The 24,542-nt window shown below is 63.2% G+C and carries 24 protein-coding genes and 1 pseudogene; 13 read left to right on the top strand and 12 right to left on the bottom strand.

The annotated features are described in order from the left end of the window. Positions 1–16: 16 nt before the first annotated feature. Positions 17–784 carry a polyphosphate--glucose phosphotransferase gene (gene ppgK, locus ACSW29_RS22735; protein WP_448278359.1) on the bottom strand — a complete coding sequence of 256 codons (768 nt, stop codon included), beginning with the start codon at positions 782–784 and terminating at the stop codon, positions 17–19. Positions 785–940: 156 nt separating this feature from the next. Between ppgK and ACSW29_RS22730 the strand changes: the two genes are divergently transcribed. Next, the gene (locus ACSW29_RS22730) at positions 941–1,819 is read left to right on the top strand and encodes an inositol monophosphatase family protein (RefSeq protein WP_448278358.1); all 879 of its coding nucleotides are present in this window, start codon (positions 941–943) and stop codon (positions 1,817–1,819) included. Positions 1,820–1,825: 6 nt separating this feature from the next. Here ACSW29_RS22730 and cei read toward each other — a convergent pair whose 3' ends face one another. Next, a complete protein-coding gene (gene cei, locus ACSW29_RS22725) occupies positions 1,826–2,509 on the bottom strand; it encodes an envelope integrity protein Cei (protein WP_448278357.1) in 684 nt (227 codons plus the stop codon). A gap of 533 nt (positions 2,510–3,042) precedes the next feature. Here cei and ACSW29_RS22720 point away from each other — a divergent pair. Continuing rightward, positions 3,043–3,345 (top strand): DUF4193 domain-containing protein, encoded by a 303-nt coding sequence (locus tag ACSW29_RS22720; RefSeq protein ID WP_003942593.1) that lies wholly within the window; start codon positions 3,043–3,045, stop codon positions 3,343–3,345. 80 nt (positions 3,346–3,425) lie between these two features. Here the strand turns inward: ACSW29_RS22720 and ACSW29_RS22715 are convergent, their stop codons facing one another. Further along, positions 3,426–3,923: a DUF3093 domain-containing protein gene (locus tag ACSW29_RS22715; protein ID WP_075833062.1), complete on the bottom strand. Its 498-nt coding sequence runs from the start codon at positions 3,921–3,923 to the stop codon at positions 3,426–3,428. A gap of 41 nt (positions 3,924–3,964) precedes the next feature. Between ACSW29_RS22715 and dut the strand changes: the two genes are divergently transcribed. Both dut and ACSW29_RS22705 read left to right on the top strand, forming a co-directional pair. Beyond that, positions 3,965–4,459, top strand: coding sequence for a dUTP diphosphatase (dut, locus tag ACSW29_RS22710; RefSeq protein ID WP_003942635.1), 495 nt, complete (start codon positions 3,965–3,967; stop codon positions 4,457–4,459). A 3-nt stretch (positions 4,460–4,462) separates the two neighbouring features. Beyond that, positions 4,463–5,293 (top strand): DUF3710 domain-containing protein, encoded by an 831-nt coding sequence (locus ACSW29_RS22705; protein WP_317828548.1) that lies wholly within the window; start codon positions 4,463–4,465, stop codon positions 5,291–5,293. Positions 5,294–5,314: 21 nt separating this feature from the next. Here ACSW29_RS22705 and ACSW29_RS22700 read toward each other — a convergent pair whose 3' ends face one another. Continuing rightward, positions 5,315–6,040, bottom strand: a complete 726-nt coding sequence (locus tag ACSW29_RS22700) for an alpha/beta hydrolase (RefSeq protein ID WP_448278356.1) — start codon at positions 6,038–6,040, stop codon at positions 5,315–5,317. A gap of 138 nt (positions 6,041–6,178) precedes the next feature. Here ACSW29_RS22700 and ACSW29_RS22695 point away from each other — a divergent pair, with 138 nt between their 5' ends. Both ACSW29_RS22695 and ACSW29_RS22690 read left to right on the top strand, forming a co-directional pair. Continuing rightward, the gene (locus ACSW29_RS22695) at positions 6,179–6,553 is read left to right on the top strand and encodes an OB-fold nucleic acid binding domain-containing protein (protein WP_003942613.1); all 375 of its coding nucleotides are present in this window, start codon (positions 6,179–6,181) and stop codon (positions 6,551–6,553) included. A gap of 52 nt (positions 6,554–6,605) precedes the next feature. Continuing rightward, positions 6,606–7,319 carry a DUF3159 domain-containing protein gene (locus tag ACSW29_RS22690; RefSeq protein WP_347872636.1) on the top strand — a complete coding sequence of 238 codons (714 nt, stop codon included), beginning with the start codon at positions 6,606–6,608 and terminating at the stop codon, positions 7,317–7,319. Here ACSW29_RS22690 and ACSW29_RS22685 read toward each other — a convergent pair. The 3 genes from ACSW29_RS22685 to ACSW29_RS22675 form a co-directional block, all read right to left on the bottom strand. Beyond that, positions 7,312–7,605 carry a GNAT family N-acetyltransferase gene (locus tag ACSW29_RS22685; RefSeq protein WP_230817196.1) on the bottom strand — a complete coding sequence of 98 codons (294 nt, stop codon included), beginning with the start codon at positions 7,603–7,605 and terminating at the stop codon, positions 7,312–7,314. The two genes, ACSW29_RS22690 and ACSW29_RS22685, sit on opposite strands and share 8 nt — an antisense overlap. 57 nt (positions 7,606–7,662) lie before the next feature. After that, positions 7,663–8,325, bottom strand: coding sequence for a potassium channel family protein (locus tag ACSW29_RS22680; protein ID WP_230817197.1), 663 nt, complete (start codon positions 8,323–8,325; stop codon positions 7,663–7,665). An 85-nt stretch (positions 8,326–8,410) separates the two neighbouring features. Further along, entirely contained in the window at positions 8,411–9,076 is a 666-nt protein-coding gene (locus ACSW29_RS22675; RefSeq protein WP_230817198.1) for a potassium channel family protein, read from the bottom strand. 171 nt (positions 9,077–9,247) lie between these two features. On the opposite strand from ACSW29_RS22675, the gene ACSW29_RS22670 reads away from it, so the two are divergent. The 4 genes from ACSW29_RS22670 (at position 9,248) to ACSW29_RS22655 (ending at position 14,854) form a co-directional block, all read left to right on the top strand. After that, positions 9,248–11,242 carry an APC family permease gene (locus ACSW29_RS22670; RefSeq protein ID WP_095970528.1) on the top strand — a complete coding sequence of 665 codons (1,995 nt, stop codon included), beginning with the start codon at positions 9,248–9,250 and terminating at the stop codon, positions 11,240–11,242. A gap of 48 nt (positions 11,243–11,290) precedes the next feature. After that, on the top strand, positions 11,291–12,559 hold the full coding sequence (locus ACSW29_RS22665) for a class I SAM-dependent RNA methyltransferase (protein WP_448278355.1): 1,269 nt from the start codon (positions 11,291–11,293) through the stop codon (positions 12,557–12,559). 154 nt (positions 12,560–12,713) lie between these two features. Next, complete coding sequence (locus ACSW29_RS22660) at positions 12,714–13,202, top strand: MarR family winged helix-turn-helix transcriptional regulator (protein ID WP_448278354.1); 489 nt, start codon at positions 12,714–12,716, stop codon at positions 13,200–13,202. Between the two features lie 5 nt (positions 13,203–13,207). Further along, complete coding sequence (locus ACSW29_RS22655; protein WP_230817200.1) at positions 13,208–14,854, top strand: MDR family MFS transporter; 1,647 nt, start codon at positions 13,208–13,210, stop codon at positions 14,852–14,854. Positions 14,855–14,905: 51 nt separating this feature from the next. On the opposite strand, the gene ACSW29_RS22650 is transcribed toward ACSW29_RS22655, so the two are convergent. Further along, a complete protein-coding gene (locus tag ACSW29_RS22650) occupies positions 14,906–15,571 on the bottom strand; it encodes an SIMPL domain-containing protein (protein WP_448278353.1) in 666 nt (221 codons plus the stop codon). Positions 15,572–15,580: 9 nt separating this feature from the next. Continuing rightward, positions 15,581–17,407 carry a glutaminase A gene (gene glsA, locus ACSW29_RS22645; protein ID WP_448278352.1) on the bottom strand — a complete coding sequence of 609 codons (1,827 nt, stop codon included), beginning with the start codon at positions 17,405–17,407 and terminating at the stop codon, positions 15,581–15,583. Positions 17,408–17,661: 254 nt separating this feature from the next. Between glsA and dxs the strand changes: the two genes are divergently transcribed. After that, a complete protein-coding gene (gene dxs, locus ACSW29_RS22640) occupies positions 17,662–19,608 on the top strand; it encodes a 1-deoxy-D-xylulose-5-phosphate synthase (RefSeq protein ID WP_448278351.1) in 1,947 nt (648 codons plus the stop codon). Positions 19,609–19,703: 95 nt separating this feature from the next. Here the strand turns inward: dxs and ACSW29_RS22635 are convergent, their stop codons facing one another. The 3 genes from ACSW29_RS22635 to ACSW29_RS22625 all read right to left on the bottom strand — a co-directional run bounded on the left by ACSW29_RS22635 (position 19,704) and on the right by ACSW29_RS22625 (position 22,635). Continuing rightward, a complete protein-coding gene (locus tag ACSW29_RS22635) occupies positions 19,704–21,146 on the bottom strand; it encodes a sugar porter family MFS transporter (RefSeq protein ID WP_317828540.1) in 1,443 nt (480 codons plus the stop codon). 214 nt (positions 21,147–21,360) lie between these two features. Next, positions 21,361–21,588: a hypothetical protein gene (locus tag ACSW29_RS22630; protein WP_448278350.1), complete on the bottom strand. Its 228-nt coding sequence runs from the start codon at positions 21,586–21,588 to the stop codon at positions 21,361–21,363. A gap of 30 nt (positions 21,589–21,618) precedes the next feature. Continuing rightward, positions 21,619–22,635, bottom strand: a complete 1,017-nt coding sequence (locus tag ACSW29_RS22625; RefSeq protein ID WP_317828538.1) for an iron-siderophore ABC transporter substrate-binding protein — start codon at positions 22,633–22,635, stop codon at positions 21,619–21,621. Between the two features lie 124 nt (positions 22,636–22,759). Between ACSW29_RS22625 and ACSW29_RS22620 the strand changes: the two genes are divergently transcribed. Beyond that, positions 22,760–23,311: a TetR/AcrR family transcriptional regulator gene (locus ACSW29_RS22620; RefSeq protein WP_317828537.1), complete on the top strand. Its 552-nt coding sequence runs from the start codon at positions 22,760–22,762 to the stop codon at positions 23,309–23,311. A gap of 118 nt (positions 23,312–23,429) precedes the next feature. After that, positions 23,430–24,493, top strand: a pseudogene (locus ACSW29_RS22615) (GMC oxidoreductase). Positions 24,494–24,542: the final 49 nt, after the last annotated feature.

Genomic DNA, 24,542 nt, shown 5'->3' with positions numbered 1-24,542 from the left:
TCACGTGCGGGTTTTCTCATCCGGCGACGGGCGCCGGCCTGGTCCGTCCGACCGACGCGAGCGCAGCTCCGGCAATTCCCGCAGTGTTGAGAAGCGTGGCAGGGACGACCTTCGTGCGGTTGGTCAGATGCGGAATCCACTTCTCGTGCTTGCGGCTGATGCCGCCGCCGGCGATGAAGAGGTCGGGCCAGAGCAGGTTCTCGAAGGTGATCAGAACTCGCGAGACCTCGACGGCCCACTCCTTGTAGCTCCAGTCCTTCTTTTCCTTCACCGACGACGCCGCTCGGTGCTCGGCTTCCTTGCCGTCGACTTCGAGGTGACCGAACTCCGTGTTGGGCAACAGAACTCCGTTGTGCAGCACGGCCGATCCGATTCCGGTACCGAAGGTCAACAAGATCACGACGCCGGAGGTATCCTTGCCCGCTCCGAACGAGTCCTCGGCGATTCCGGCAGCGTCGGCGTCGTTGAGGACGGTGACCTCGCGCCCACCCAGGGCCTTGCTGAAGAGCGCTGCCGCATCTGTGTCGATCCACGACTTGTCGATGTTCGCGGCACTGCGCGCGACGCCGCCGGTCACAACCGCGGGCAAGGTGATGCCGACCGGACCGGTCCACTTTGCCTGCTCGACGATCTCGGCGACAGTGCCCGCGATCGCATCGGGAGTGGAGGGCTGTGGGGTCAGGATCTTGATGCGGTCACCGATCATTTCCCCGGTGCTCAGGTCGATCGTGCCGCCCTTGACGCCGCTGCCGCCGACGTCGATCCCGAAACCTGTGGTTGTCATCGTCCTGCGCTCCTGAGTGTCGAATTCGAGGTCACGATCTACCGTTGCAAACACTAACCCGAACAAGGACCCGGGCGCGTGCGACTCCGGGCGTTCGAGTGGTGCCCCTCGGTGCAGATGTGTTGCGATGGTCCGGTGCGCCCTTCAGAAAGAACGTTGCCCGACTTTTCCGCCGATTCGCTGGACCCCGCGCAATTGCGGGAGGTTGCCGTAGCCGTCGCCGAACGCGCGGCCGAACACGTCCGCTTGCGTCGGCCCGAGGTATTCGGCCTGGTGGGTTCCGGTGCCGCCGAAGGTGGTTCGGTTGCTGCGAAGAGCACGCCCACCGATCCCGTCACGGTGGTCGATACCGAAACCGAACAGGTGATTCGCGAACTTCTGGCGCAATTGCGGCCTGCAGATTCGATCTTGGGTGAGGAAGGTGGGGGAGACACCGACGATGCCGCGGGGGTTCGATGGGTTGTCGACCCCATCGACGGCACCGTGAATTTTCTCTACGGAATCCCCGCGTTCGCCATCTCGGTGGCCGTACAGATCGACGGGGTCTCGGTCGCAGGGGCTGTCGTCGACGTGTCGTTGGAAACCACGTACGCCGCGCATCGGGGCGGCGGCGCAAGCATGACCACGGCCGACGGAGTCGTCAGTGAACTGCAGGCCAACGCGGTGACCGAACTGTCAATGGCGCTGTTGGCCACCGGCTTCGGATACGGAGCGGATCGCCGGAAGGTGCAGGGCACGTTGATCGGGCAGATCCTGCCGCAGGTCCGCGACATCCGACGTATCGGTTCGGCTGCGTTGGATCTGTGCATGGTTGCCACCGGCCGGGTCGACGCTCACTTCGAACACGGACTGAGCCCGTGGGACTGGGCAGCGGGCTCCCTGATCGCTTCCGAAGCGGGCGCTGTCATCAACGTCCCGGCGCCCAATTCCACTTCGGCTGACGGCGATGTCGTCTATGCCGTGGCTCCGGCGATCGCGGATCAGTTCGCGCAGATGCTCAGCTCGAGTGGCGCGGATCAGCCGATTCCGAGCTGAGGTCGTTCAACAGCGCGCGGTGCGGGCTGCTTTGAGCAGTGCGATGTCCATCGGGGCGACTTCGGCGTTCGCGGGCTGCTCGGCCAGAGCGTGCAGGATCGCGGTGGCGTCGGTGTTGGGCGTCAGGGCGCCCTTGTTGTAGGTGCCCAGAGCCAAGTCGACGGTGTCGTCGCCGCGGCCGTCCTGGACCAGTTCGGTGCAGGGGGCGACCAGCCACACGGAACTGGCGGCGGCGAGGCCGTTCGCTCCGAAGCGGATCTGACCCTGGCACTCCATGTTCTGGTCGACGTAGACGGGGTCGTTTCCGACCTGGACGTCCGGCGCGCTGGCGAAGCCGAACTCGCTCAGTTGCGCTGCCACCTGGGCCGCTTGACCGTGTTCACCGTTGGCGTTGAACACACGAACCTTGGTGGCGGCGAGGGGAGCGGGATCCACGTCGAGCAGCTTCGAGCGGTCGACGACGGTTCCCAGCGGAAGTGGCGCCGCTGCCGAAGGATCGGACGAAGGTTGCGGGAGGTTGCAGGCGACGGTGTCACTGACTTCTGCCTCGGCGCTCAGGATGCGGACCCACAAGACACTGCCGATCAATGCGAGTACCGCGAACACAGCGATCACCGGCCACGCGCGCCGACGGCGGAACGGACGTCCCTGGTCATCGGTAGAGCTGCCTTCGGTGATCAGAGAAACCACGGTATCCCTCGACTTTCTTGACGAAACTTCTACTTCGCCATCGGGCCGAGCGGTGCCGGCATGACGTTCGGTGCCTACCTTAGAGGGCCTGTGTGACTACACAGCCGAAGCGCGGCTCGACGCGTCGAGTCCTTGTTGATTGCGAAACGGCAGTTGGCCGATTACCGGCCTGTTTCTACCCGGATTCAGCCCGAAAACGTCATGGAAAGGTCACAGCTTGCTCTTGCCTTGGTGACAATTCGCAGTCATTTTTCGGAAATTTCCGATTCAGTTACTACTTTCGTGCTCGCGTCGGCTACTGTCTGGCGGCCCAGGTCGTTCAACTGGGCATCGGCCGGACGCCGAAATGACAACCAAATGAGGCGCAGATCACGTTCCCGGAAGGAACTTCCGGGCACTAATTCCAGTCCTGCAGCGTTATGCAGCGACAGGGAATGATCTGGATGCCACGGCGGTTTCCATGCGCATCAAGGATCTACCGGATTCTCGGCGCACACGGGACCGGGATACACGAAGAGGATGGGGTAGACGAGATGGCAACTGACTACGACGCACCGAGGCGTACAGAGTCCGACGAGGTTTCGGAGGACTCGCTCGAGGAGCTGAAGGCGCGACGCAACGAAGCGCAGTCAGCCGTCGTCGACATCGACGAGACGGACACCGCGGAGTCCTTCGAGCTGCCGGGTGCCGACCTTTCCGGCGAGGAACTCTCGGTTCGAGTTGTTCCGAAGCAGGCAGACGAGTTCACGTGTTCGAGCTGCTTCCTGGTTCATCACCGCAGCCGCCTGGCCAGTGATGCCAACGGACAGCTCGTATGCATGGACTGCGCTGCCTGATCTCCCTTCCCGGTGGTCGACCCGTCAGCTCGAGGGTCGACCAAGGGTCGGGAAGTACTGCTTTGCTGTGACCGCGCTGGTCAGCGATCCAGCGCAGCCAGCAGATCAGCGGGACGACGTGTGCTCACCAACCAGTACGGCGTGGGATCCTCCGGGTCGTCGAGCACGATCAACACCATTGTCTTGACCCATGGGCGATGCTGGACGAATGCCGACGGATCGAGTTGGCGCCCCATCGCAGCACTCTTCGCGGAAGCCGGCACTGCTGCCGCCCGTGAAATCAATTCGACCGGCAGGTGGGCTCTACCCACGTGCAGTTCCTTCACCCCTGCTGTCTCCACCACCTCGACACGCATCCGGCTGAGCCAGAACGCGGCCCAGATCGGAATGGGGAGCAGTACGACGTACGCCAGGTACGAGAGAAGCCCCGGGCGGCCCATGTGGACCTCGGCCGCGAGGAGTCCGGCTACGGCCAGTCCGGCGATCCACCACCAGATCGGCACCCACAGGCGCTCGGAGTACAGCGTCGTGGACGGGGGCGTTGTGGTGGCGACGTCAGGTCGAGATGTTTCGGGCACCTGTCAAGGATAGTCCGTCGCTACGAGTAGTCTTGGCCCACGTGAGCGACCATCTCTCCATCGCCTTGAAGCGACTGGATCCAGACCTGCCGGTTCCACAGCGTGCGCATCCCGGAGATGCGGGTGTGGATCTGTGCTCCACCAGCGACGTCACCATCGAACCCGGCCACCGAACACTGGTCGGAACGGGGATTGCGATCGCTCTGCCGGTGGGCACCGTCGGGTTGATTCATCCGCGTTCCGGCCTCGCCGCCAAATCGGGACTGTCGATCGTGAATGCGCCCGGAACAGTGGACGCGGGATACCGGGGCGAGCTCAAGGTCTGCTTGATCAATCTCGATCCGGCCACAGCCATCGACATCCGCCGCGGTGACCGAATCGCTCAGCTCGTGGTTCAACGAGTCGAACTTCCGGTTTTCGAGGAAGTCGAGTCGCTGGACGACACGACCAGAGGGACCGGAGGCTACGGTTCCAGCGGCGGTCACGCGATACTCGATACCGATGCGCCTGGCGCGGTAGTCGGAGAGGGAGTCTGAATCATGTTCGGACGCAAGAAGAAGACAGACGTCGACGAGGAGCCCACCAGCTTCTTCGGTGACGAGAACGACGAGTCGGTGGAGGTCGACGAGGTCGAAGAAGACTTTGACGATGCCGCCGGTGACGAATTCGGCGACGAGTCGCAGGGCCCCTACGACATCACGGAGATCGATTCCGACGATCCGACGGCAGGCCGCGACGGTCAGCGTCTTGATCTCGGATCCGTTCTGGTGCCGATGCCGACCGGCGGACAGTTGCAGGTCGAGATGGCGCCCAACGGTTCGCCGCAGGCCGTGCACCTGGTCACCGAGCACGGCCGCATCACCGTTGCCGCCTACGCCGCTCCGAAATCGCCCGGTCAGTGGCGTGAAGTCGTTGCCGAGCTCGCGCAGTCGCTTCGCGACGACAATTCCGCGGTGAGCGTCGAGAACGGACCGTGGGGCCGTGAACTGGCTGCCGTGACGGCCAACATGGACCTGCGATTCATCGGAGTCGACGGTCCACGGTGGATGGTGCGCTGCGTGGTCGCGGGTCCGAGTGGATCCACCGCCGCGAACGCCCCTTTGGTGGCAATCGCACGGGACATCCTGCGCGACACCGTCGTCAACCGAGGATCAGAGCCGCATCCGGTGCGGACACCGCTGCCCGTCGTGCTCCCGCAGGTACTTGCCGAGCAGTTGGCGGCCGCGCACGAGCAGCAGTTGGCGGCGGCGCAGCAGCAACAGGTCGCAGCCCAACAGCAGCAGTCAGCTCCGCCGGCGCCTCCGGCGCGGCCGACCCCGCCGCCGCGTAGCGGCGAATCCGGTTCTGCCATGCAGCAATTGGGTCAGTAACAGATTTTTTCAGGGTTTCTGTCAAGCGCTCGCGGTGGTATCGGATTCGATCGCCGCGAGCGCTTTGATGCAGGTGGACCCGAGAACGGCGGGGTCGCGCCCGATCATGTCGAGCGTCGTCGTGGCGACTGCGCTGCGGGGGAGTGCATTCGCCCAGGCTTGCGCCACCGCCGCCGGATGAACCGGGTCGTCCACTGCCGAAGCGATGCCGACCGGAACGCCCACCGCCTGTAACGCGCTCTCGCTGAGCGAGTTGTACGACGCCGCCTCGTCGAGCGCGGCCGCGAGATCGGGCCACTGCGAGCGCCACGAGCGCTCGAGTTCGGCTCCGAGCCACGCCGGACTCGACGCGAGCATCGCCGCGATCACCGCCTCCAAACCTTCGGAGCGCAGTTGCCCTGCAGTGAACCTCGCGCTCGCCGCTGCGGGTGCGTCGTCCGCCGACCCGATCCAGGCCGGAAGCGCTGCCAACACATTCACTGTTCGATCGGGGTTGGCGGCGGCCCACTGGAGCGCAACGGCCGCCCCGATCGAGACGCCTCCGACGATGATTCGGCCGTGCGTGTCCGCGGCTCTGTCCATCGCGTCCAGATAGCCGTCCACGACACGCCGAGGGTCCGGTTCAATTGCGACGATGCGCACACCCAGAGCCGCCAGCGGCGCCCGGAATGCGCGGTCCGCGAAGTGAGCGTCAGAGCCTGTACCTGGGAGAACGACGGCAACGGTCGCCGATTCTGAGTTCTGCATCTTTTGATCTTGCCCGGTGCCCCCGAGACGCGGACTGACCGGTGTGGTTACACGCTCGTAATGGGTCTACAGTGGCGATCACACAGCCCTTCACGTGACGCGAAACCCTTGCGTCACACATGTTCGCAGGAGCGCGCAATGGCACCCGCCGCCGCAGGATATTTTCGTCGACTGACCCAGCGTCTGACCGAGGACGTCGACCAGTTGGACGCCCAGGAAATGGCCGAGTCCAACAAGGCTTCCGGAGGTCAGAAGGCTTGCGATTGTCGTCGCGGTGAAGAAGTCACGATGGTGGGCCGACTCCGCAGCGTCGACGCGTGTCCCAAGTCGGGAAATGCCAGCATCGAGGCCGAGTTCTTCGACGGCACCGAAGTGATCAATCTCGTCTGGATCGGGCGTCGCCGGATCCCGGGAATCGAGACAGGCAAGACCCTGCTTATCCGCGGTCGCGTGGGCGAGCGTGACGGTCGCAAGGCGATCTTCAACCCGTACTACGAACTGCGCGGCGAATAGGCGCGTTTCCCGCATTTACCGTGCAACTCGGTGACTGTGGCACCCTCGACAGGTGACTGAAACACAACAGCGATCGGTAATCGACCAACTCGGCGGGCTGAGTGGTCTGATCTATTCGTCTTTGCCGATTCTGATTTTTGTCCCGGTCAACAGCATCTGGAACCTCACCGCGGCAATCTGGGCCGCGTTGGGCGTCGCCGTCGCGATCGCGGCCTGGCGCCTCTTCCGCAAGGATTCCCTCCAACCCGCCATTTCCGGGTTTCTCGGAGTCGGAGTCTCCGCGTTCATTGCCTATCGCACCGGCGACGCCAAAGGATATTTCCTCTTCGGTATCTACACGAGCCTGGCCTACGGCGCGGTCTTTCTGATTTCCATCCTCGTCCGCTGGCCCCTCGTCGGTATCATCTGGGGCTACCTCAACGGGCACGGCAATCTCTGGCGCAAGCACCGCTCTGCCGTCCGCCTCTACGACATCGCGACGGCGGCATGGGCTCTGGTCTTCGGTGCGCGCTATCTCGTTCAGTCACAGCTCTACGACACCGACCACACCGGATGGCTCGCAGTCGCCCGTATCGGTATGGGGTGGCCACTGACGGGTCTGGTCCTGCTGGTGACCATCTGGGCCGTGCGCAGGGCGGATCGCATCGTCGAGCCGGAACCGGTAGTGGGGTCTGAAAGCACCGAGCCCACCGCAACGGACGCGGGGTCCGATGAAGTGGGCTCGGTGAATCTGACGAAGCCGCGCGAAGACCGCGATCTCAGCTGATCAGGTCCTGGTACTCAGGGTGCTTGTCGAGGAACTTCACGACGTACGGGCACACAGGGTGAACTTTGAGGCCGCGTGCTCGTAGGTCGTCCAGCGCCTGGCGGACGAGAACCCCGGCCAACCCGAAACCTTCGAAGGCCGGGTAGATCTCGGTGTGGTTGAACGAGACGACGTCACCGGACGTGGTGTAGTCCTCGATCCCGGCGAGGTTGCCGTCGGCATGGATCTCGTAACGGCTCTGGCCCGGATTGTCGGTGACTACGGTGTTTTCGGGTGCTTGTGCCATGTGATTCCCTTTCGTCGTCCGTGTGTTCGTCCGTGTGTTCGTCGGTGTGTTCGTCGGTCACTTCTCCAGGCGGAGTGCAACGCGCAACTGATCCTCGGCGTCGACGGCAGCAACGAAAAGCAATTCGTCCCCGCCTTCGATGGGATCGTCCATCTGCGGAACGATCACGCGGCCGCCACGCAAGATGGTGACCAGTGCGCAGTCTCGCGGTAGTTCGAGTTTCTTGACGGCCTTACCGGCGAGCGGTGTGTTGTCGGGCAACGTGATCTCGACGAGATTGGCCTGTCCCTGCCGCAGTGTCATCAGTTTGACCAGGTCACCGACGGAGACGGCCTCTTCGACGAGCGAGGCGAGCATCCGCGGTGTCGAGACGGCGACGTCGACGCCCCACGACTCGTCGAAGAGCCATTCGTTGCGGGGATCGTTGACGCGGGCGACAACTCGGCGAACACCGAACTCGGTTTTCGCGAGCAGACTGAGGACCAGGTTTGCCTTGTCGTCTCCGGTCGCGGCAATCACGACCTCGTACGACTCCATCGACGCGTCCTCGAGTCGGCTGAGTTCGCAGGCGTCCGCGTGTACCCACTTCGCCTCGGGCACCGACTCCGGTTCGATGTGATCGAGTTTGCGTTCGATCAGCATGACGTCGTGTGAGCTTCGAATCAGCTCTCGCGCAATGGAGCGGCCTACGGCGCCGGCTCCGGCGATGGCGACCTTCATCGAGAACTTCCAATCACGGTGTAGTGCAACACAGTCGCAGGTTTGTTGTGAGGGACGGCGTTCGGATCAGTCATCTGCGGCCTCCTCAGTCGTCACTCGGCGGCTGGTTGCCGGCCAGTGCGATCGCCTCGGCGACGGTCCCCGACACGGCAGCGATGTAGACCTGATCGTCGGCCTGGATGACGGTCTTGCGGTCGGGGAGAATGCCGGTCCCGAAGCGGATGATGAAGGCGACTCTCGAACTGGTCGCGCTCTCGAGTAGTGCGATCGGCTTGCCTGCCCAATCCTCGTGCAGGGCAAGTTCGGTAATCGCAACAGTGCCCGAAGGATCGCGCCACTTCGCGGTCTGACTTTCCTTGGTCAGCGTGTGCAGGAAGCGATCCGTCGACCACGGCACGGTCGCGACTGTGGGGATGCCGAGGCGCTCGTAAACGGCGGCACGCTTGGCGTCGTAAATACGCGCGACGACGCGTTCGACGCCGAAAGTCTCGCGTGCGACGCGTGCTGCGATGATGTTGGAATTGTCTCCCGAGGACACCGCGGCAAAGGCGTCGGCGCGTTCGATGCCTGCCCGGACCAGCACGTCACGGTCGAACCCCATTCCCAGGACCTTAGTTCCCGGGAAATCGAGATCGAGACGCAGAAACGCACTCTGATCGCGGTCGATGACGGCGACCTCATGTCCGATCCTGGTCAGAGACGCGGCGAGGGACGAACCCACCCGACCGCACCCCATGATGACGACATACACGCCCTACTCCGTTCATGGACCCTCGTGGCGCGATTGCACGCCGAATCGAACGGTACAGCCCCTCACGGGAAGAGCAAGTACAACGGTCGCCTGCGTGCCGGTTGTCACGACAAAAGGTGAAGTTGGGGCGCTGATGACTCCGAATCGGGTGCGACGGCTTACGCTTTGCACGTGTCTAAGCTCTCGACCGCTACCAAGCGGCTCCTGCTCGGTCGGCCGTTCCGAAGCGACAAACTCGGGCACACGCTGCTACCCAAGCGAATTGCACTACCGGTCTTCGCGTCCGACGCGATGTCGTCCGTCGCATATGCCCCCGAAGAAATCTTCCTGGTTCTCTCTGTCGCGGGTATTTCCGCGTACGCGTACACGCCCTGGATCGGCTTGTCCGTAGCCATCGTCATGGCTGTGGTGGTGGCGAGTTACCGCCAGAACGTGCACGCTTACCCGTCCGGTGGCGGCGACTACGAGGTCGCAACGGTCAACTTGGGCCCGACCGCCGGTCTGACCGTCGGTAGCGCGCTGATGGTCGACTACGTGCTGACCGTCGCGGTGTCGATTTCGTCGGCGGCGTCGAACATCGGCTCGGCCCTGCCGTTCGTCGCGCAGCACAAGGTGTTGTTCGCGGTCGCGGCGATCGTGTTGCTGACGGCGGTCAACCTTCGCGGCATCCGTGAATCCGGCACGGCGTTCGCAATTCCGACGTACGCATTCATCGTCGGTATGTTCCTGATGCTCGGGTGGGGATTCTTCCGGATCTACGTCCTCGGTGAGGATGTGCACGCGGAATCGTCGTCGTTCACTCTGAACGCCGAGGACTCGCATCTGTACGGAATTGCCTTCGCGTTCCTGATCGCGCGCGCATTTTCCTCGGGTTGTGCCGCACTGACCGGCGTCGAGGCCATCAGCAACGGCGTACCGGCGTTCCAGAAGCCGAAGTCGCGCAACGCTGCCACTACCTTGCTGCTGCTCGGCTCGATCGCCATCGTCTTGCTGATGGGCATCATCATCCTGGCTCAGAAGATCGGCATCGTCTACGCACACAATCCGCAGGAACAGCTGGTCGGGGCGCCGGAGGGGTACCACCAGAAGACCCTGATCGCGCAGATCGCCGAAGCCGTGTTCAGTGGTTTCCCGATCGGATTCTTCTTCATGGCGATCGTCACGGCACTGATCTTGGTTCTGGCCGCGAACACCGCGTTCAACGGATTCCCGGTACTCGGATCGATCCTGGCGCAGGACCGGTACCTACCGCGTCAGCTGCACACGCGCGGCGACCGACTGGCATTCAGCAACGGAATCCTCTTCCTGTCCGGTGCTGCCATCGCATTCGTCGTGGTGTTCGGCGCCGAGGTCACCAAGCTCATCCAGCTGTACATCGTCGGCGTCTTCGTCTCGTTCGTGCTCAGTCAGACGGGCATGATCAAGCACTGGACTCGGCATCTGAAGTCCGAGACCGACAAGTCACAGCGGGCCCGCATGCAGCGCTCGCGAGTGATCAATTCGATCGGTCTGGCCATGACCGCCACCGTCTTGATCATCGTTCTGATCACCAAGTTCGCTGCCGGCGCGTGGATCGCCATCGTCGCGATGGTCGCGATCTTCATCGTGATGAAGATGATCCGCAAGCACTACGACAGCGTCGCCGCCGAGCTCGAGGAGCAGGAGTGGGACGGCGTGCTGCCCAGTCGCACGCACTCGATCGTGCTCGTCTCGAAGCTGCACATGCCGACCATGCGAGCTCTCGCCTACGCGCGAGCAACGCGACCGGACACTCTCGAAGCCATCACGGTCAACGTGGACGAGCCCGACACGCGTGCGCTCGTGCGTGAATGGGAGAAGAGCGACGTAACGGTTCCGCTCAAGGTGATCGAGTCGCCGTACCGCGAAATCACCAAGCCGGTTCTCGACTACGTCAAGCGTGTAAGACGCGATGCTCCGCGTGACGTCGTCACCGTGTTCATCCCCGAGTACGTCGTCGGACACTGGTGGGAGCAGATCCTGCACAACCAAAGCGCGCTCCGCCTCAAGAGTCGCCTGCTCTTCCAGCCCGGTGTGATGGTGACGAGCGTTCCGTGGCAGCTGAGTTCGTCGGCAAAAGCGAAGCCGCTCGACATCGAGAAGACCGCAGGTGCGACGCGTCGTGGGTACGACACCGGCGAGAAATGACCAGCGGCGAGAAATGATCGGCAACACCGAAATGGCAGGCGTAGTTCGTTGAGTGAGAATTGGACCGGGCAGAGCTTCGAGGTCGATCTGGGCAACCCCGGCCACGGCGGGTTCGTCGTCGCCCGGCACGAGGGGCGCGTCGTCTTCGTCCGTCACGGTTTGCCGGGGGAGCGGGCGCTCGTCCGGGTGACCGAGGACAAAGGTGGATCCTTCTGCCGCGCCGACACGATCTCCGTCCTCGACGTATCGCCGCATCGCATCGATCCGACCTGCCCTATCTCCGGGCCGGGCGGGGCGGGCTGCTGCGACTACTCGCATGCGGATCTGAGCGTCCAACGTGAGATGAAGACCTCGGTCGTGCGGGAACAGCTTCTGCGACTCGCTCGCGTCGAATCGGACGTCGAGGTGGAGGAGTTGCCCGGAACCGGAGACGGAACTGGCTGGCGTACGCGAGTCCGGCTGGCGGTGGACGGGCACGGTGTCGCGGGATACCACGCGTACCGCAGCAACCGGATCGTCACCGATCTGCAGTGCACGCAGATCGATCAGAGCGCGTACGACGGTCTGGGCGGCCCGCAATGGCAGCCGGGCAGTGAGCTGCAGGTCGTTCTCGACGCTGCCGGTGAGCGGCACGTCGTGGAAATCGCCGCACCCGCGGTGTCCAAGACGGGACGGCGGACTCCGGGGCGTCGCGGCGCGATGGCACGCCGAGCGGCAAGCGGCGGCCCGCGAAAGACCCGAGTGGCCATCGGAGCGGACACAGTGATCGAGCGTGTCGGCAATCGAGAATGGGCGCTGGCCGCGACCGGTTTCTGGCAGGCCCATCGCGGCGCTGCGGCCGCGTACTCACAGGTGGTCGGTGATTGGGCCGGAGCCGCTACTGCGGACACGGCCTGGGATCTCTACGGCGGAGTCGGCATTTTCGCAGCTGTGCTCGCCGACCTTGTCGGGCCTTCCGGCGTGGTGGAGTCCGTCGAATCTTCGGTGCGAGCAGTCGCTGACGGACGGGAAGCGCTTTCGGATCTCGGTCAGGTGCGCTTCCACAGTGCCCGGGTCGAGAACGTTCTCGCAGATCTGGAGCGTTCGCCTGCCGTCATCGTGCTCGATCCACCACGGGCGGGGGCGGGGCGTCCGGTCGTGGAAGCTCTCGCCGCAACGGGCACTGAACGGATAGTCCACATCGGGTGCGACCCGGCGTCGTTCGGTCGCGATATCGGTCTCTACTTGGAGCAGGGCTTCAGAATCGGCGGCCTACGGGCGTTCGACGCCTTCCCACAGACCCACCACATGGAGTGCATCGCGCTCCTCGAACGCTGACACGTCCCGAAATCTTTCGCTGAAACGGTGTGACGCTTCTCGCGTTCACTACAGTTGCTTGCATTACGCAACTAATCGTATAGTTTCGTTCTGCAAGTAGTTTTCCGTTTTCAAGTCACGGCTCGTTCGGGCCACTCGAATTCAGGGGTAGGCAATGTCGGTACAGCCGGAGACGGCCCAAGCGCTCGTCGACACGATCTTCATGTTCGGCAGATCGCTGCGAGCCGCGGTCACCATCGGTGCAGACAGCCTGCTGCCGCCTGCGCTGGTCAGTGTGTTGTTCATGCTGGCAGCGCGTGGGGAGTGCCGACAGAACGAATTGGCCGTCGATCTGTGTGTCAGTCAGTCGTCGCTCAGCCGACAAATGTCGGATCTGGTCGACGCGGGGTATGTCGAGAGAAATCCCGATCCGGCTGACAAGCGGGCGTTCCGCATCCGAGTATCGGAAGAGGGACACGACGTTTTACGGAGAACCACGCAACGGCGTGCGGCGCGTTTGCGCAACATGCTCGAAGACTGGAGCCAGGAAGAGGCCATGGCCGCAGTGACATCGCTGCAACGTCTCAACGAGACGTTCGGCGCATCGAATCGGCAGGCCTCACCGGCAGTTCCGCACACGGGCGTAGAAAGTATTGGGAGATAAGGCACATGGCAGCAACAGTAGGAGAAACCCGGGCAAGTACCGGAGGTGACGGATCGGCTCGCGAAGCGGGCGCGATGACTCACCGCGAAATTCTCGAAGCACTCACCGGACTCATCGCAGCGCTGTTCACCGCGCTGCTCAGCAGCACCATTGTTTCGACAGCGCTTCCCACCATCATCGGTGAACTGCACGGAACGCAGACGCAGTACGCCTGGATCATCACCACGGCACTGCTCGCCACCGCGGCATCGACGCCGATCTGGGGCAAGCTGGCCGACCTCTACAACAAGAAGATCCTGGTACAGACCGCGATCGTCATCTTCGTGATCGGCTCGGTCATCGCCGGCGCGGCGCACAACGTTCCGTTGCTGCTCGGTGCGCGTGTCATCCAGGGCATCGGCATGGGTGGCCTGACCGCTCTCGTCGTAGCCATCATCGGCACGATCATCCCGCCGCGAGATCGTGGTCGCTACTCCGGATACATGGGTGCGGCCATGGCCGTCTCGATGTCCGGTGGACCGATCCTCGGCGGCGTCCTCGTGGACACTGCCGGCTGGCGCTGGTGCTTCTACGTGTGTGTTCCGTTGGCAGTCATCGCACTGTTCCTCCTTCAGCGCACCCTGCACGTCGAGACCGTGAAGAAGGACAACGTTTCCATCGACTGGATGGGCGCCACCCTGCTCACCGCCGGTGTCAGCGTCCTGCTGATCTGGGTTTCGTTTGCCGGCCAGGACGACTACTACGCCTGGCTCTCGAAGGAGTCGGCATTCTTCGTCATCGGTGGTCTGGCCCTGCTCGGCCTCACGATGTTCGTCGAATCCAAGGTCAAGGATCCGATCCTGCCGATCAAGATCATCACCGAGCGCACCACGGCCCTCGCGATCATCGCCTCGATCGCCGTTGGTGTCGGCCTCTTCGGCGCGACGACCTTCCTGACGCAGTACTTCCAGACCGCACGCGGGTTCGATCCCACCGAAGCCGGATTGCTCACCATCCCGATGGTCGCGGGCATGCTCGTCGCGTCCGTCGGCTCTGGCCAGCTGATCACCAAGTTCGGTCAGTGGAAGCCCTTCATCGTCGCCGGCGCAGTTCTGTTGCTGGTCGGTTTCGGACTGCTGTCGACGATCGACCACGCCACCAGCCTCTGGACCATCGGAATCTTCATCGCCATCGTCGGTCTGGGTACCGGCATGTTGATGCAGAACATCGTGCTCGCCGTGCAGAACACGGTCAGCGTCGAGAACATCGGCGCGGCCAGCAGTATCGTGGCGTTCTTCCGTACCTTCGGCGGCGCGATCGGTGTTTCGGTGCTCGGTTCGATTCTCGCGACCCGCGTCAAGACACTGACAGTCGATTCGGTCTCCACCTTGCCACCCGAGCAACAGGCAGTAGCTGGAAAGAGCCTCCAGGACGGCCTCGACCTGAGCAACATGCCTGACTTCGTCTCGCAGATCGTTCGGTTCGCCTACGGCGATGCAACTGGACGGATCTTCCTGGTCGCAGCCGTCGTCGCGGTGGTCACGCTCGTGTCGGTCATCTTCATCCCGAACCGTCCGCTGCGCACCACGATCGACCTGGCGACTCCTGACGCCGAGCAGAAGTTCGAAGAAGAGCGCGAAGAGAAGAACGAGGAGAAGAACCTCACTCGCTGATCCGCATGCCCGGCTGGTCTACCGCCAGCCGCGTCTTCCGAATTACTTCTGTCACGCCATAGCCCATCGAACGCGGACCGAGATCGATTCTTCGATCTCTCCGCGTTCGACGGCTATCGGAGCCGAATCCGCTTTCATCGCCGCGACACGTCCGCGCATCGGCACGATCTGGTCGAAGTCTTCGAGTACCTCGAGGACTTCGACCAGATCTTTGTCTGCCAGGTCCGCGAACTGTCTGGCCTTCGATTCCGCTGCCGTCCACGCCAATTCGCGTGCTTTTGTCGCCAGATCGCTGCGGTCGTCGAGATCGAACTCGAGCCCGTCGAGCCGAATCGCGTCGCCGCCCACCGATACACACGCCGCGATGACGGCGGCGGGGGAGTTCGCCGCGTCCGGCTCCAACTCTCGCAGTACGACTCGGAAAGTGGTCGATGCGGTGAATCCTGTTGTCTCCTGGCGACCTCCGTCACTCCAGTGAGTCTGCGGATGGACACTCAGCCCGGCGGTGGTGAGATCAGCTCCGCGCACACCGCGCGCATGCAGGGACTCGGTCAGGGCAGTGGACAAACGCGCGACGGCGTCGAATGCGTCGGAAACGGCCGTCTGTGTCACCGATACCCCGATCGTCAACCGCACGATGTCGGGAACAGCTGTGGCAGTGGCGGTTCCGGTCACCGTGACGGTGGACGGCTCCGAGGTAAGGGCGGTGGTGGGCATGTGCGGTTCCTATCCGATTCGTCCGGCGGAGATGACACTCCGCAACATCAGGTCCAATTGCTCGTAGGCACCCGCAGCCAGTCGTTCGAGAAGCGCAAGTTTCAACTCCGGTGCCTGCGCGGTCAGTTCTGCATATCGCTGCGGGGTCAGGACGGCCACGGTGACCGTGGAATCGGCGCGGATGTCGTTGAGGAACGGAGTGTCGAGGAACATCGTCATCTCGCCGAACGTCATTCCGGCGGAGAGCGTCGTGATGCGGTGCTCGACCCCGTGCGCGTCGGTGAACATGGTGCTGACCTGGCCGCTGAGAATCAGATAGAACCCCGAGGCCGCTTCGCCTCGGCGGGCGATCTTCTCGCCGCGGGCATAGGTTCGCGTCTCCAATTCTGCGGAGAATCCCTCGATCTGTGCTGCGGACAGAGCATCGAGAACTGGGTGGTCCTCGATCGAGATCGTCGACGCCTGCCGATCGGCTTCACAGTGCACCGCGAGCAACGTGTCTTCGCACCACTGCATGGCGGAATCGAGGTCCGCAAACACCCGACCACTTCTTCTGGCGGGGTCGATGCTCGAACTTCGTTGTCCCAGCAATCCTTGCGGATCGACGACGGCCACCGCGCAGGCTTGTTCGGCCAGCTGAACCTGCAGCGCAGTGATCATGCGCACCGCGACGTCGCTGGCGTCGTCGACGCGGCGGACGTCGATGACAACAACTTCGAGGCCCTCGTCCACCGAGCCGATTTCGCGCACCGCCGATTCGGCACCGGTGAAGAGGAGATCGCCGTGCAGTTCGTAGACCCGGCTGCGCTTGCCGACGTCGTCGAGCACAGCCTGTTCGGTCGGGGTGCGTCGCACTCGCGACGGCGCTTCGATGACGCTGTACCTGGCCCGGATCGAGGAGCGTGACGCACGCGTCACGTGGAGGAAGTGCAGTTCGAGTTCCTTCGACAGCGCCCGGGCAGCAGCAACTCCGCGAACACTGTTTCCGTGAACGTCGAGTCTGGGGGAGTACACCGCGATGCCGATCTGGCCGGGCAAGACGGCCAGGACCCCGCCGCCGACGCCGCTCTTGGCCGGCAATCCGACCTCTACCAGCCACTTGCCGGCGCCGTCGTACATTCCGCAGGTAGCCATGACGCTGAGGACTTGCTCGACGCCCGCGGGAGCCAGCGCACGCTCGTGGGTGAGCGGATTGACACCGTTGTTCGCCATAGTCGCAGCCATCAGACTCAGATCGCGGCAGGTCACGTCGATCGAGCACTGACGGAAGTACAGGTCGACGGCCTCGTCGGGATTACCGGTGATGACGTCGAAGGATCGCAGCATGTGGCCGATAGCGCGGTTGCGGTGCCCGGTACGGGCTTCGGAGGTGTACACCGATTCGTTGAAGGCCAGCTCGCGGCCTGCATATCGCGAGTACGCGGAGCGAATGCGTTCGAAGCGGGCCTCGGGATTCGGGCCGGCGACCAGTGACGCAGCGGTGATCGCTCCGGCATTGATCATGGGGTTTCGCGGACGTTCGGTGAGCGGGTCGAGGCTGATTTCGTTGAACGGCTCGCCGGATGGTTCGACGTCGATTTTCGCGGCAACCGCCTCGCTTCCCCGATCGGCGAGAGCCAGGGCGTAGGTGAAGGGTTTCGAGATCGACTGAATGGTGAACGGGATTCGCGAGTCGCCGATCTCGTAGACGTAACCGTCGACGGTGGCTATGCAGATTCCGAACGAATCGGGGGCGACCACCGCGAGTTCGGGGATGTAGTCGGCCAACTCGCCCTCGTCGAGTGATCGGACTTCGTCGAACACTCGCGTTATCAGGTCGTCGACCACAGTTCCCATACGTCGACCTTAAGCTGACATGGCGGTCGTTTTGTGGAACAAGAGTTGTCGAGTTTCGATTGCTACGGATCCCATTTGTCTGTGATTGCGATCACGAGCGATCTGTGAGATTTCGTTGTTACGCGAAGTCACACCGGAATCGGGCCGAGTCCGCGTGTCGGTTCGCCGGAACGCTCCGTAGACTGGCAGCACTGTCGCGAAGACAGCCGCGGCGCGCACCGGTGCAGCTGTGAAGCACGGAGGGAGCGATCTCGTTGGGTGTTCTTGCCCGCATTCAGGGTCCTGACGATCTACGTCAGTTGAGCCACGCCGAGATGACGGAGTTGGCCGACGAGATTCGTGAGTTCCTCGTGCTGAAGGTCGCTGCGACCGGTGGTCACCTCGGGCCCAACTTGGGCGTCGTGGAGTTGACCCTCGCACTGCACCGAATTTTCGACTCGCCGCAGGACGCGATCATCTTCGACACGGGCCATCAGGCCTATGTGCACAAGATCCTCACCGGTCGTCAGGATCAGTTCGACACCTTGCGTAAGCAGGGCGGACTGTCCGGGTATCCGTGCCGCGCCGAGAGCGAGCACGACTGGGTCGAGTCCTCTCACGCTTCCGCCGCTCTGTCCTATGCCGACGGACTCGCGAAGGCCTTCGCGTTGACGGGTCAGAATCGCCACGTTGTTGCCGTCGTCGGTGACGGCGCGCTGACCGGCGGAATGTGTTGGGAAGCCCTCAACAACATTGCGGCGGGCAAGGACCGTTCGGTGGTGATCGTCGTCAACGACAACGGTCGCTCGTACGCACCGACCATCGGCGGCCTTGCCGACCATCTCTCGGCACTGCGCACCGCACCGAGTTACGAGCGTGCCCTCGACAGTGGCCGACGCATGGTCAAGAAGTTGCCCTGGGTCGGGCGCACTGCATACTCCGTCCTGCATGGGATGAAGGCCGGTCTCAAGGACGCGGTCAGCCCTCAGGTGATGTTCACCGATCTCGGTATCAAGTACCTCGGGCCGGTGGACGGTCACGACGAAGCTGCCATGGAATCGGCGTTGCGCAGGGCGAAGGCCTACGGCGGACCCGTCATCGTTCACGCCGTCACCCGCAAGGGCAACGGTTACGCACACGCGGAAAACGACGTGGCCGATCAGATGCATGCCACCGGCGTCATCGATCCCGTCACCGGTCGCGGCACCAAGTCGTCAGCGCCGGACTGGACGTCGGTCTTCTCGGCCGCACTGATCGAGCAGGCTTCGCGTCGTGAGGACATCGTCGCCATCACCGCGGCCATGGCCGGCCCCACCGGGCTCGCGGCATTCGGTGAGAAGTTCCCCGACCGCATGTTCGACGTCGGTATCGCCGAGCAGCACGCGATGACCTCGGCCGCCGGCCTTGCATTGGGCGGACTGCACCCCGTGGTCGCTATCTACTCGACCTTCCTCAATCGAGCGTTCGACCAGTTGTTGATGGACGTCGCACTGCTCAAGCAACCGGTGACAATCGTGCTCGACCGCGCCGGCGTCACCGGAGTGGACGGCGCCAGCCACAACGGCGTCTGGGATCTTTCGCTGCTCGGAATCATCCCCGGGATTCGCGTCGCGGCACCGCGTGACGCCGACACACTGCGTGAAGAACTGGACGAGGCACTTCTCGTCGACGACGGCCCAACTGTCGTTCGCTTCCCGAAGGGTGCTGTACCCGAAGCTATTCCGGCAGTGAAGCGACTCGACGGAATGGTCGACGTTCTCAAAGTCAGCGAGGGTGAGCGCGGCGACGTGCTGCTCGTCGCGGTGGGCCCGTTTGCCTCCTTGGCGCTCGAGATCGCCGATCGACTCGACAAGCAGGGCATCTCCGTTGCCGTCGTTGATCCGCGTTGGGTTCTGCCGGTCGCGGATTCGCTGGTGAAGATGGCGGACAAGTACGCGCTCGTTGTCACCATCGAGGACGGCGGCCTACACGGCGGTATCGGTTCGACGGTCTCCGCTGCGATGCGCGCCGCCGGAGTTCACACCTCGTGCCGCGACATGGGCGTTCCCCAGCAGTTCCTCGATCACGCCAGCCGCGAGGCCATCCACAAGGAGCTTGGCCTGACGGCTCAGGACCTCTCCCGCAAGATCACCGGCTGGGTGGCAGGAATGGGCAGCGTCGGAGTCCACGTCCAGGACGACGCGTCCTCGGCCTCGGCTCAGGGTGAAGTCGCACAAGGCTGACAGGTCGTCTACGGACAAATCTCGCAAAGCGGTGGCCCTCGGATCAATCCGAGGGCCACCGCTTTTCGGTGTGAAGGTGTGAAACCGGGAGAGCGCTATTGCACGGATTCGAGTGTGCTGCCTCGCGTTTCCTTCACGAACCTCAGGACGACGAACAGCGACAGCAGCGCCATGACTGCGTATCCGGCGTAGGTGTACGACAGATTCCAATCAGCGAGTGCCGGGAACGTCCAGGACACCAGGAAGTTCGCGACCCAGTTGGTGGCGGTGGCGATTCCGACTGCAGCGGCGCGTACCCGGTTCGGGAACATTTCGGAGATCAGTACCCAAACCACGGGACCCCAGGACAAAGCGAAGAAGAAGACGAACGCGTTGGCTCCGATGAGTGCGATCGTGGCGTTGGCGCCGGAAAGCGTCGCTACGGATTCACCGATCTCGTTTTTCGTCACTGTTGCCGAATGGAAACAGAACGCTGCGGTGCCCAGCGAGATGGCCATGCCGATAGAGCCGACTAGGAGCAGCGGCTTCCGCCCGACGCGATCGATGACGGCGATGGCGACAAACGTACCGACGATGTTAACCAGGGCGCTCACGACGCTGATGAGCAGCGAGCGATCGGCTCCGAAGCCAACTGCCTGCCACAGGGTGCTCGAGTAGTAGAAGATCACGTTGATGCCGACCAGTTGCTGCAGTGCGGCGAGCGCGATGCCGACCCAGACCAGATGGGATACGCCGAGCCGCTTCGAGAAGAGTTGACGCACCGTGGTTTTGGCTTGTTTCTCGCTGAGTGAATCGCGAATCTCGTTCATGCGCACGGTGACGGCGTCGTGATCTCCGCCTTCGAGATCGGAGATGATCTTGCGTGCACGATCGTCCTTGCCTTGCGCCACCAGGAATCGTGGAGACTCCGGAATCGTGGTTGTCATGATCAGGTACAGGACTGCGGGAACGGCCTCGAGCATCAACATCCACTGCCAGGCTTCGAGACCAGCGATCTGATTGCGATCGCCACCGGCCGCGGCTTGGAGTGCGTAGTTGACCAACTGCGATACAGCGATTCCGAGAACGATCGCCAATTGGTACATCGAACCGAGGCGACCGCGTATCGCGGCGGGGGAGATCTCGGCGATGTAGGCCGGGGCGATGACGGATGCGAAGCCCACTGCCAGGCCGCCGACCACTCGCCAGAAGGTGAGGTCGTAGACGCTGAACGGAATTGCGGAACCGACGGCGCCGATGATGAACAACACCGCGGCTATCTGCATGACGCGGATGCGGCCGAGGCGATCTGCGAGTGTGCCTGCGATCCAGGCGCCGAGTGCTGCGCCGAGCAGGGTCAGTGAGACCGTGAGCCCGGTGCCCGAGGCGCCGATGTCGTACTTGTCTCGGATCGCACCGACTGCCCCGTTGATGACGGCGGTGTCGTATCCGAACAGAAAACCGCCGAGCGCGGCGGCGCCGGCGAAGAGCACTGCATGTCCGACGTCGGCGCGAGTAGCGCCGGTTCCACCGCCGGCGGCGGTTCCGCTGAATGCCATTCCTGCCCCCTCAAAAGGCCCTACGGTCGACACCCCGATGCGTCGATCCATCCGCGAGCACTCTGCACGCTACGCCCACCGGGGCAGATTTGGCGGGGACTCACGCGCCGTTATCCAGCTGAGTCCATTCAGAGGTCGAATCAACCGGTCGCAGAGATGGAGTATTGATTGCAGTGATCATGCAAACAATAAGAATGATGCAGTTGAGAGCGGTTTATTTGCCCGCGAGGCGCTCGGCTTTTGTCGCGATGTCAGGCTTCAGGGTGAACCCACTCGTGTAGTTCATGCCGTGGGAGTTGGCTTTGACGACCGTGCGGGAGGGAGCCTCGACCTCGGTGACCCACATGTCTTCGGTTGCTTCCTTGCCCATCATCTTCCGAGTTTCACGCCACTTGGTGCCGACGGCGTATCCCTCTCCGGCGAGACGTTTGATCCGGATCACGCCGGAGAGGGTGTCGGGGAGACCCCGTTACTAGGCGGTCGTGCGCTTTGCGGCTTCGCTCAACGCCGGTGTGATCTGGCCGAGTACCCACGGCGTGCTGAGGACGTTGACGTTGCTCAGTCCACCGATGACGCGGGTGTCGCTGAGGAAGGCGGTAGATCCGCGCTTGACCGCGTCGAGCCCGCCGACCGCAGGGATGCCGGACGGATCGCCGGAGCCGTCGGTGAAGCCGACGATCACGTCGGCATCGATGTCGGCGATATTCTCGTAGGAGATCGTCTTGAAGAAGGTTCCGCCTGCGTTGTCCGCCGCGAGCTTCTCGACGCCGGGCGCATTGACGAATCCGAGTTCCGTCAGCACCTGGACACGCGGATCGGTGGGCAGGTAGACGTTGATGTTGCTTGAATCGGTGTCGAAGTTAACCACTGCAATTGTCTTTCCGGCGAACTCCGGGTGGGCTGCAGCGGTATCGGCGAGAGTTGTGTCGAGGCCGTCGACGAGCTTTTCGGCCTCTTCGCTCTTACCGACGGCTTTGCCGACGATACGGGTCTGGTCCTGCCAGTTCGTCTGCCACGCTGCGCCGGGGTAGGCAGCCGTCGGTGCGATCTTGCTCAGCTGGTTGTAGACGGACTCTTCGAAGCCCTCGTACGGCGCCAGGATCACATCCGGTGTCAATGACGCAATGGTCTCGACCGGCGGCTCGCCGCTCGCCGGCATGTCGAAGAGTGTGGTCTTGTCCGCGTCGAAGTAGTCCTGCGCCCACGGCATGACGCCGTTGTCGTCCGCGCCGTAGGTGTACTTGGGCTGTCCGACCGGAGTGAGATCGAGTGCGTACAGGATGTCCTGTGCGTTCCAGCCGAGAGTGACCAGCCGTTCGGGCTTGGATTCGATCGTCGTCGTGCCGAATGTGTTCTCGATGCTGACGGGGAATCCGTCCGCACCTTGGGATGTCGTGGATGTGTCTGAATCCGAGGAGCAAGAGACGAGTGCCGTGACCGCGATGGCGGCCGCACCGAGGGCGGCGAAGCCCCGAACAGATGTTTTCATGAAGGGCAGCCTAACCTACTGAATTTCGGCAGCCAAACGAAACCGATTGCGCCGTTTATGCAGGTGGGAGTCGAATCTAGATCGTGTTTCCTGTTGCGCGGTTTCGGTGGGCGATACGTTCCTTGTGCGATCACAGCAGAAGATTCTCGCCGCCGCTCTCGGACTGATCGAAGGTGGCGGATTCGAGGCTGTGAACATTGCCGCAGTTGCCACCGCGGCCGGTGTATCGCGACAGACGGTGTACTCGATTTTCGGTACGCGTGAAGAGGTCGTCTCCCAGGCGATGGGCGGTCTCGCCATCGAGGTTCTCGGGGAGATTACGGCACAGGTGGAGTCGGTCGACACGGCGTGTGACTATGTCGTCGAATTCATCGTTGCCGCGCGAACTGCCGTGCGTGCTCACCCGGTTCTGGCGACACTGCTCTTGGCCGAGCGTGGAAATCCCGTCTTCGATCTCGAAATGATGAGTCGAGCAATACCTTTCGCTGGTCAGATGCTCGCTCCCATGGTCGAACGTGGTCTCGTCACGGAGGCGGAGTTGGGTGAGATAGTGGAAATTGCCGTGCGCCTGGGGCTTTCGGTTATTGCTTTCGACAGTGAACTCGTCCATTCCGACGACTCCCTGCGGGCCTTTCTCGGGCGATGGCTTGGACCCGCGATGCGATCGACCTCGTAGATCGTCGTTGTGATCAATGCCTTGACACTTTATTGCGAGAGTGTCTAGTTATTGCGAGAGTGTCTAGCTTTGGCGTGCCCGGAATTCTCTGGCGACATTCTTCGAGGGAGCACCAGTCATGTCCGGAGTGAAACGTAGATCGTTCTTGGCCGGTGCGGCCGCCGTGGGAGTTGCGATGATGGCGCCACGCACTGCCAAGGCTGCAACCGGGATTCCGCTGACACGTGAAGAGCGCCGCGTCGTGGTAGTCGGCTCAGGTTTCGGGGGCGGGGTGACGGCCCTGCGCCTGGCCGAGGCCGGGGTTCCGGTCACCCTGCTGGAGAGAGGGATTCGGTGGCAGACGGGGCCGAATGCCGAAACTTTTCCGCATCCTGCACGCCCGGACAAGCACATCCTCTGGTATCAGTCCAACCCCAGGTCACCGACGTCGAACGGGCAGCTGACGGGCGGTGGCGCGTGTACGTGGACCGGACCGATATTGCCGGCACGGTTCTCGAGAACAAGATCGTGACGACGGATGCGCTGGTGATGGCTGCCGGCAGCATGAACACCACCAAACTCCTGGTCCGCGCCGCGGCAACGGGGCGGATCACCGACCTGTCGGACGAGCTCGGCGCGGGGTGGGGGACCAATGCCGACCGGATCTACATCTGGTCGGATCTCGCCGAGAACTTCGGTGCCGCCCAGGGCGGGCCTGTTGTCTACGGCAGCCGAAACTGGGAGGACCCGCTCAACGCGTTCACCGTCATACAGGCGTCGTTCCCTCCCGTGGCGTTCGACGCCCACAGCACGGTGATGGTCGGATTCGGTGTGAGCAGCGACCGAGGTCGGTTCGTGTACGACTCAGCGCGGGGTGAGGCGGTGCTCCGTTGGCCGAAGGACGGGGATTCGGCGATCCAGCAAGGCCACATCGGGCCGGCGGCCCACCAGATCGCGGCAGGCGGTCTACTCACCGACACGAACGCGATACTGCCGTCCACGTGGCATCCCCTCGGCGGTGCCTGCATGAACTCGGTGTGCGACCTCGACGGTCGGGTTCTCGGCCAGCGGGGGTTGTACGTGCTCGACGGTGCTCTGCTGCCGGGAAACTCCGCCGCGTGCAATCCGTCGATGACTATCGCCGCAGTGGCGGAGCGCGCGCTCGAGAACATCGTGAAAGACGATGTGGGAACACTCTTCTGAGCCTGCACAAACGTCACGGACGGCGTACCTGAAGGCGCGCCGTCCGCGA

It is taken from the genome of Rhodococcus sp. GB-02, assembly GCF_053470465.1.
Note: the sequence above shows the minus strand (reverse complement) of the source record. Positions and strands in the feature narration are given on the sequence as shown.

What these genes read in the sequence shown, in the direction of transcription:
- ppgK (WP_448278359.1), bottom strand. Translation starts at nt 784, where the DNA reads ATGACAACCACAGGTTTCGGGATCGACGTCGGCGGCAGCGGCGTCAAG.
- ACSW29_RS22720 (WP_003942593.1), top strand. Translation starts at nt 3,043, where the DNA reads ATGGCAACTGACTACGACGCACCGAGGCGTACAGAGTCCGACGAGGTT.
- ACSW29_RS22705 (WP_317828548.1), top strand. Translation starts at nt 4,463, where the DNA reads ATGTTCGGACGCAAGAAGAAGACAGACGTCGACGAGGAGCCCACCAGC.
- ACSW29_RS22700 (WP_448278356.1), bottom strand. Translation starts at nt 6,040, where the DNA reads ATGCAGAACTCAGAATCGGCGACCGTTGCCGTCGTTCTCCCAGGTACA.
- ACSW29_RS22695 (WP_003942613.1), top strand. Translation starts at nt 6,179, where the DNA reads ATGGCACCCGCCGCCGCAGGATATTTTCGTCGACTGACCCAGCGTCTG.
- ACSW29_RS22685 (WP_230817196.1), bottom strand. Translation starts at nt 7,605, where the DNA reads ATGGCACAAGCACCCGAAAACACCGTAGTCACCGACAATCCGGGCCAG.
- ACSW29_RS22680 (WP_230817197.1), bottom strand. Translation starts at nt 8,325, where the DNA reads ATGAAGGTCGCCATCGCCGGAGCCGGCGCCGTAGGCCGCTCCATTGCG.
- ACSW29_RS22660 (WP_448278354.1), top strand. Translation starts at nt 12,714, where the DNA reads ATGTCGGTACAGCCGGAGACGGCCCAAGCGCTCGTCGACACGATCTTC.
- ACSW29_RS22655 (WP_230817200.1), top strand. Translation starts at nt 13,208, where the DNA reads ATGGCAGCAACAGTAGGAGAAACCCGGGCAAGTACCGGAGGTGACGGA.
- ACSW29_RS22650 (WP_448278353.1), bottom strand. Translation starts at nt 15,571, where the DNA reads ATGCCCACCACCGCCCTTACCTCGGAGCCGTCCACCGTCACGGTGACC.
- glsA (WP_448278352.1), bottom strand. Translation starts at nt 17,407, where the DNA reads ATGGGAACTGTGGTCGACGACCTGATAACGCGAGTGTTCGACGAAGTC.
- ACSW29_RS22635 (WP_317828540.1), bottom strand. Translation starts at nt 21,146, where the DNA reads ATGGCATTCAGCGGAACCGCCGCCGGCGGTGGAACCGGCGCTACTCGC.
- ACSW29_RS22625 (WP_317828538.1), bottom strand. Translation starts at nt 22,635, where the DNA reads ATGAAAACATCTGTTCGGGGCTTCGCCGCCCTCGGTGCGGCCGCCATC.